The sequence below is a fragment of the Streptomyces sp. P5F9 genome, from assembly GCF_057961495.1.
Map to the genome: position 1 here is coordinate 1 of NZ_JBXVPZ010000573.1, position 5393 is coordinate 5393.

General features: G+C 68.1%; 7 protein-coding genes and 1 pseudogene. 5 read left to right on the forward strand and 3 right to left on the reverse strand.

Annotated features, from left to right (window positions below):
- Positions 1–357: 357 nt before the first annotated feature.
- Positions 358–558, reverse strand: a complete 201-nt coding sequence (locus tag AC31A1_RS45840) for a DUF2191 domain-containing protein (protein ID WP_405989808.1) — start codon at positions 556–558, stop codon at positions 358–360.
- Between the two features lie 179 nt (positions 559–737).
- On the opposite strand from AC31A1_RS45840, the gene AC31A1_RS45845 reads away from it, so the two are divergent.
- From AC31A1_RS45845 to AC31A1_RS45865, 5 genes and pseudogenes are all read left to right on the forward strand, one after another.
- Positions 738–1475: an SIR2 family NAD-dependent protein deacylase gene (locus AC31A1_RS45845; RefSeq protein ID WP_489659004.1), complete on the forward strand. Its 738-nt coding sequence runs from the start codon at positions 738–740 to the stop codon at positions 1473–1475.
- 239 nt (positions 1476–1714) lie between these two features.
- Entirely contained in the window at positions 1715–2161 is a 447-nt protein-coding gene (locus AC31A1_RS45850) for a hypothetical protein (protein ID WP_489659005.1), read from the forward strand.
- Positions 2158–3546, forward strand: a complete 1389-nt coding sequence (locus AC31A1_RS45855) for a hypothetical protein (RefSeq protein ID WP_489659006.1) — start codon at positions 2158–2160, stop codon at positions 3544–3546. Before AC31A1_RS45850 ends, AC31A1_RS45855 begins: the two co-directional genes overlap by 4 nt.
- The gene (locus tag AC31A1_RS45860) at positions 3546–3857 is read left to right on the forward strand and encodes a hypothetical protein (protein WP_489659007.1); all 312 of its coding nucleotides are present in this window, start codon (positions 3546–3548) and stop codon (positions 3855–3857) included. The genes AC31A1_RS45855 and AC31A1_RS45860 overlap by 1 nt, the downstream gene beginning before the upstream one ends.
- 94 nt (positions 3858–3951) lie before the next feature.
- Positions 3952–4077: pseudogene (locus AC31A1_RS45865) on the forward strand (Sir2 family NAD-dependent protein deacetylase); the annotation flags it as partial.
- A gap of 136 nt (positions 4078–4213) precedes the next feature.
- On the opposite strand, the gene AC31A1_RS45870 reads toward AC31A1_RS45865, so the two are convergent.
- Both AC31A1_RS45870 and AC31A1_RS45875 read right to left on the reverse strand, forming a co-directional pair.
- On the reverse strand, positions 4214–4450 hold the full coding sequence (locus tag AC31A1_RS45870) for an FHA domain-containing protein (RefSeq protein ID WP_489659008.1): 237 nt from the start codon (positions 4448–4450) through the stop codon (positions 4214–4216).
- A gap of 146 nt (positions 4451–4596) precedes the next feature.
- The gene (locus AC31A1_RS45875) at positions 4597–5367 is read right to left on the reverse strand and encodes a class I SAM-dependent DNA methyltransferase (protein ID WP_489659009.1); all 771 of its coding nucleotides are present in this window, start codon (positions 5365–5367) and stop codon (positions 4597–4599) included.
- Between the last annotated feature and the right edge of the window lie 26 nt (positions 5368–5393).

Below are 5393 nucleotides of genomic sequence, written 5' to 3' on the forward strand. Positions count from 1 at the left end.
GACGCCGGGAGGAAAGCCGGGGCGGGCGCAATGGGTGACGCCGGGCGGCCGGCTGACATCGGGCGGCAAGCTGAGCGCCTGAGCAGGGCGGCTTACGCCGGGCGGAAGACCTCGGGGCGGGCGCAATGCATGACGCCGGGCGGCTGAGCCGGGGAGCGGGCGACGTGGACAACGCCGTTGGCGGCAGGGCAAGTTGACCGGAATCGGCCGCCCAGGGCGCGTCGGCTCACGCCGGGCAGAAGGCGTAGGGCGGGCGCGGAGGGCAACACAGGGCGACTGGGCCGTGGAGCGGGCGAGGCCGACAACACCGGTGGCAGCCAAGCGAGTTGGCCCATCAGCCTCCCGGTCCCGCAGGGCTCAGCCCTCGACCTCCCGGGGTTTCACGTCCACCTCGCGCAACGCGTCGTCGCGGGTCTCGGCCCTGGCCTCCGTGCGGTGGCCGCGCTCGATGTAGTCGCGGACGACGAGTTCGACGGCGTCCTGCGGGTTGCCCACGCCCGCGAGCACCATGACTTCCACGACGAGCGCTGCGTCGAGCGAGACGGTCACCTTGGCCATGAGCGGACGGTAACATCCACCGCCGCGCGTTCTGCCGCTGGGCGGCGCCGGCCATCCGCCCGTCCGGTCCCTGGGACGACGACGTGTACGCCGGCATCGCGGTGATCCGGTGCGTGGCGGCCCGCTGACCCCGCGATATCCACTCGCCGCCCCGCCCCCGCCGACCTACCCTCGCCACCATGAGCAAGCCTCTCGTCGCCCTTCTCAGTGGGGCGGGCATCTCCACCGACTCCGGCATCCCCGACTACCGCGGCCCCAACGGCCTCTGGCGCCGTGACCCCGAGGCCGAGAAGCTCGTGACCTACGAGTACTACATGGGCGACCCGGAGATCCGGCGCCGGTCCTGGCAGATGCGGCGCAAGAACCGCACGCTGCAGGCCGAGCCCAATGCCGCGCACCGGGCCGTCGTGGAGCTGGAGAAGTCCGGCGTGCCCGTACGGGTCATCACGCAGAACATCGACGGGCTGCATCAGCTCGCCGGGCTGCCCGCCCGCAAGGTGATCGAACTGCACGGCACCGCGCGGGAGTTCGTATGCACGCGGTGCCATGTGCGCGGGCCGATGCAGGACGCGATCGCCCGGGTCGAGGCCGGGGAGGACGACCCCGCCTGCCTGGAGTGCGGCGGGATCCTGAAGTCCGCGACCGTGTACTTCGGCGAGCGGCTCGACCCCGTCGTCCTCGGCGAGGCCGTCGCCATCACCAAGGCCTGCCAGGTGTTCGTCGCCGTCGGCAGCAGCCTCCAGGTCCAGCCCGCCGCCGGACTCGTTGGTGTCGCTGCCGACCACGGGGCACGGCTGATCATCGTCAACGCCGAGGCCACGCCCTACGACGAACTCGCCGCCGAGGTCATCCGCGAACCGATCGGTACCGCACTGCCCGAGCTAATACATCGGCTGAGCTCGGAGAACGACTCCTAGGCTCTGGCGGAACTCACCTTCTTCCGGACCGCAGATCTCCACCATGCCGGTTCCGGGGAACTTGGTGTCGTCCACGAGAAGAGCCAGTCTGCGTGCACCTGGCGAAGGGACCCGAGCGGCACGTTCGGACGGAATGGCTCGATCCCGGTCCGTAAAGAAGTGACGATCTTTCGGCAAAGCCTCTCCCAATGGCATGATCGACTGACCGTTCGAGACAACGAGCTGGAGGGGGAACGGAGTTGTCTTTCGAGGAGGAGTGGGCCCAGTTGAAGGCCGATGCCCTGGCGCGCCGGTCGACGGGCACGCAGATCGACCAGCTCCCTGCGGATGGTGGCGGCTCCGTGGCCCCGCCCGCGGGATCCCTGGTGGCCAAGGCCGACTCGATCAACGGCAACGCGAACCTGCTGATCGAGATAGCGGGCTTCCTCCAGGAAGGCCGGCCGGATGCGGAACTCACCACCATGGCCCGGGAGCCCAGGGCCCACGAGGACGTGGCCACACAGGTGGCCCGGTTCGCGGGGTTCGCGGATGACCAGTACCTGGACGCGGTCGCTCTCTTCGCGGCGCTCTCCACTCGCCTGCGAACAGCAGGCAGCGACTTCGTGAAGGTCGACGACGGCACAGCGCAGCACTTCCTCGACGATGTCTTGCGCTACGGCCAGTACGTCGCGCCGGAGGCACGATGAGCGGCGGTATCAGCCACCGCAAAGACGTCGAGTTCCTGGAGGGCTGCAACCCTCCCCTCGTCGAGCGGAACGCGGACGAGTTCAAGCGCCTGCACGACATGCTCGTGGCGGTCGCCCCGTCCGCGGAGCGGGCCGAGAAGCACACGCAGTGGAAGAGCGAAGGCAGCCGGCACTACGAAGCCCGGCTCACTGAGGCACGCAAACTGCTCACGCAGCTCGCCGAGGGCTACAACAAGGCCGCCGGCGCCCTGACCGACTACGCGTTCGCGTTGCAGGTCGCCAAGGCGCATTACTCCAACGGCAAGGCGAACGAGCAGAATCTCGCGAACCTGATCCACACCAAAGGCACGGCGATTACCCGCGAAGCCCAGGAGGCCGAGCCGATGCGCCAGTGGGAGGACATGCGGGCCACCACCGGCGTCATGGACTTCTTCGCCGAACTCACCATGGATGTCGACGACATCCGCGACGACGCGAACCGGCTGCACGACGCGGCCGGCGGTGACTTCCAGCTGGCGAAGACCACAGAGCAAGAGGCGCGGGAGATCTGCGTCCACCAGCTCAAGCAGGCCTACGACCTGCTGCCGGACTTCCGCATGGGCTTCGTCCAACGCGTCGACATCGTCCCGGCGATCGCGGACTTGCGTCGAGAGGCTGCCGAGGCGCGCACAAACCCGCTGACGCATCTGTCCGGCAGTGGCCCCAAGCAGGATTACTACCCCATCGCCGGAAACGACATCGTCTCCCCGGCCCTGCGCGACATCCGCCTCCAGATCGCCAACCTTCCTGGGGCAAAGGACAGTTACTGGGACCCACCCGCCAACGCCCAGGAACGCACCGACTGGATCGCGGCAAACAAGGACGTCATCAAGGCGGCGGCACAGAACTCGGGGCTCCCACCGGACATGGTCGCCGGTATTGCCTGGCAGGAAATCGGCGGACAGCCCGGCATCCTGGACGACATCACCGACACCGTCCGCGAACAGGCCGACTCCCCACTCAGCCCGATCGCCCCCGAGAACCTCCCCTGGCGCCTCGGAGGCGATCCCGACAACACGTCCATGGGGCCCATCGCGATCCAGGTGCGACGCGGCGCCGAGGTCCTCGGCTACGACCCCGACCACCTCACCGACCAGCAACGCGGCATGGTGGAGGAGTCCCTCCAAGACCCTGCGCAGAACATCTTCGTCGCCTCGGAGTACCTGGCCCAACTCAAGGCGGAGAGCGACTTCTCCGACGTGCCGGCTGAGGAGATGACCGCGGCTCAGTACGAGGAGCTCGCCGCGCGCTACAACGGGGGCCCGTACTGGCAGACCGACGATGCCCAGGCCTACGGGCGTGGCTTCACGAACAACCTGGCCGACGCAAGGAACGCACTGCGCTGATGACTCAACCCGCTCTTCCGAACGACGACCGCGGCTGCCTTCGCCTGGTCCTCGCGGTACCACTGGTACTGCTCACCCTCGTCGCCGCGTATTTCTCCTGGACGGCGCTGACCATACGTCCATCGGGCTCCTGGGACGACGACGCGTACGCCGGCATCGTTCTGTCCTGCGTTCTCGCCATCGGGGCTGCAGGCGCGGCGGCGGTGCTGTGGCTACTGCCGCCTGTGCGCCGCATCCTCGGGTGGTGGTGGGTGAGCCCGGCCGTGCTGTTGGGTGTGCTCGCAGTGATCCGGTGGGTGACAGGCGGCTGATACTCCAGCTGTAGATCGTGATCTTCATGCCTGGGATGCGGCTTGTCGCCGGTAATGGCTTGCTTGTGATCGCGCCTGGTGACGGCGTCGCCAGGCGGACCGGGCGGTGGCCGAGTTGGAACGGTCCGGCATGCCGGTCAGGGTCATCACGCAGAACGTCGACGGACTCCACCAGCTCGGTGGTGTGCCCGCCCGCAAGGTGCTCAAGCTGCACGGCACCGTGCTGTTGACCCACGTCGAACCGAGCAACACGGTTCACCGCCGGCATCAGCACCGTGCCCTCCACGACCTGGCCCCGCTGCGGGACGTTACGGGAGTCGGCATACCGGATGCTGACGTGGCCCACGGTGACGACGTCACCGTCGCGCAGCGTCCAGGGACCACGAAGCGGCTGGTCGTTGACAAGGGTGCCGTGAACGGCTCAGCGCCGCGTGTGTGCCGCTGACGTACGGATCATCCAGACGAATATCGCAACCGGGATCCCTGCCCAGAACCGACCTGACACCGGACAGTCGCACGGGCGAGCCTCGCAGGTGCGCGGGATGCGTGAAAGTGAGTCGGGGATCTGAGCCATCGGGTGGATAACTCGCCATGATCCCACCCCCATTGGGACTGGACGGAGAAAATAGTCTAGTTCTTGGCAGTCCGGCGTAAGTCGCGCAGAATCGAGCTTTATCCACCGCAATCTGCCATGTTGTACGAGGCGATCAAACGCTGGAGTCAAGTCGAATGCCCGCACTCAGCGGGTGACCCGGAGCTTCGACTGGCCGTGCGGGAGTTGTTCCCAGTCGTCCATGAAGCGGGCGTTCAGGCCGTGTTGGGCCGCCAGCGCGACCAACGTCTCGGTGCGGTAGTAGAAGTCCTCGCGCAGGACGTGGTGTTCCTCGCCCTCCGTGCGGTCGAAGGTGAAGTCGAACCAGCCGCCCGGTGCCAGGACGCGGCCGACGTTGGCGAGGCACTCCTCGATGACCGGGAGCGGGGAGTGCGAGAACACGCTGTGCGCGTGGACGACGTCGAAGTGCGCGTCGGGCAGGAAGCGCAGGGTCAGGTCGTGTACGGGGGTGAGGGTGGGGAGCTGTTTCTGGAGGCCCATTTCTACGATCGTGTCCTGCGCGGCGGCCAGGATGTCGGGCGAGATGTCGATGCCGTAGTAGTGCCCGGGGTCGAGGTGGCGGATGAAGCGCCAGCCGCCGCGCAGGTTTCCGCAGCCGATCTCCAGCATGCGGTGCCCGGGGCGCAGACCGTGGCCGAGGAGGTAGTCGAACTGCATCGCGCCCAGTGCCAGCCAGCGTTCACGGCTCGCGCTGCCGACCGCCGCGTCCGGGTCGGCCCGGGTGTCGGAGCGCATCACGGCGCGGTAGTAGGAGACGTGGTCCGGGTGGCGATGGCGCAGCCAGGCGTCCCGGGTGGCACGGGCCAGGTGGCGGGGCACGCGGTCGGGGTGGCGCAGGGCGTAGGCGATGCGGTGGCCGAGGGCGGCGCGGTTGGCGGTGAGGTTCTTGGTGGGCACGGGATCGTCGCCTCTCCGAATTCCGG

Coding starts and splice junctions, on each gene's coding strand:
- AC31A1_RS45840 (WP_405989808.1), bottom strand. CDS start 558: ATGGCCAAGGTGACCGTCTCGCTCGACGCAGCGCTCGTCGTGGAAGTC.
- AC31A1_RS45845 (WP_489659004.1), top strand. CDS start 738: ATGAGCAAGCCTCTCGTCGCCCTTCTCAGTGGGGCGGGCATCTCCACC.
- AC31A1_RS45855 (WP_489659006.1), top strand. CDS start 2,158: ATGAGCGGCGGTATCAGCCACCGCAAAGACGTCGAGTTCCTGGAGGGC.
- AC31A1_RS45860 (WP_489659007.1), top strand. CDS start 3,546: ATGACTCAACCCGCTCTTCCGAACGACGACCGCGGCTGCCTTCGCCTG.
- AC31A1_RS45870 (WP_489659008.1), bottom strand. CDS start 4,450: ATGGCGAGTTATCCACCCGATGGCTCAGATCCCCGACTCACTTTCACG.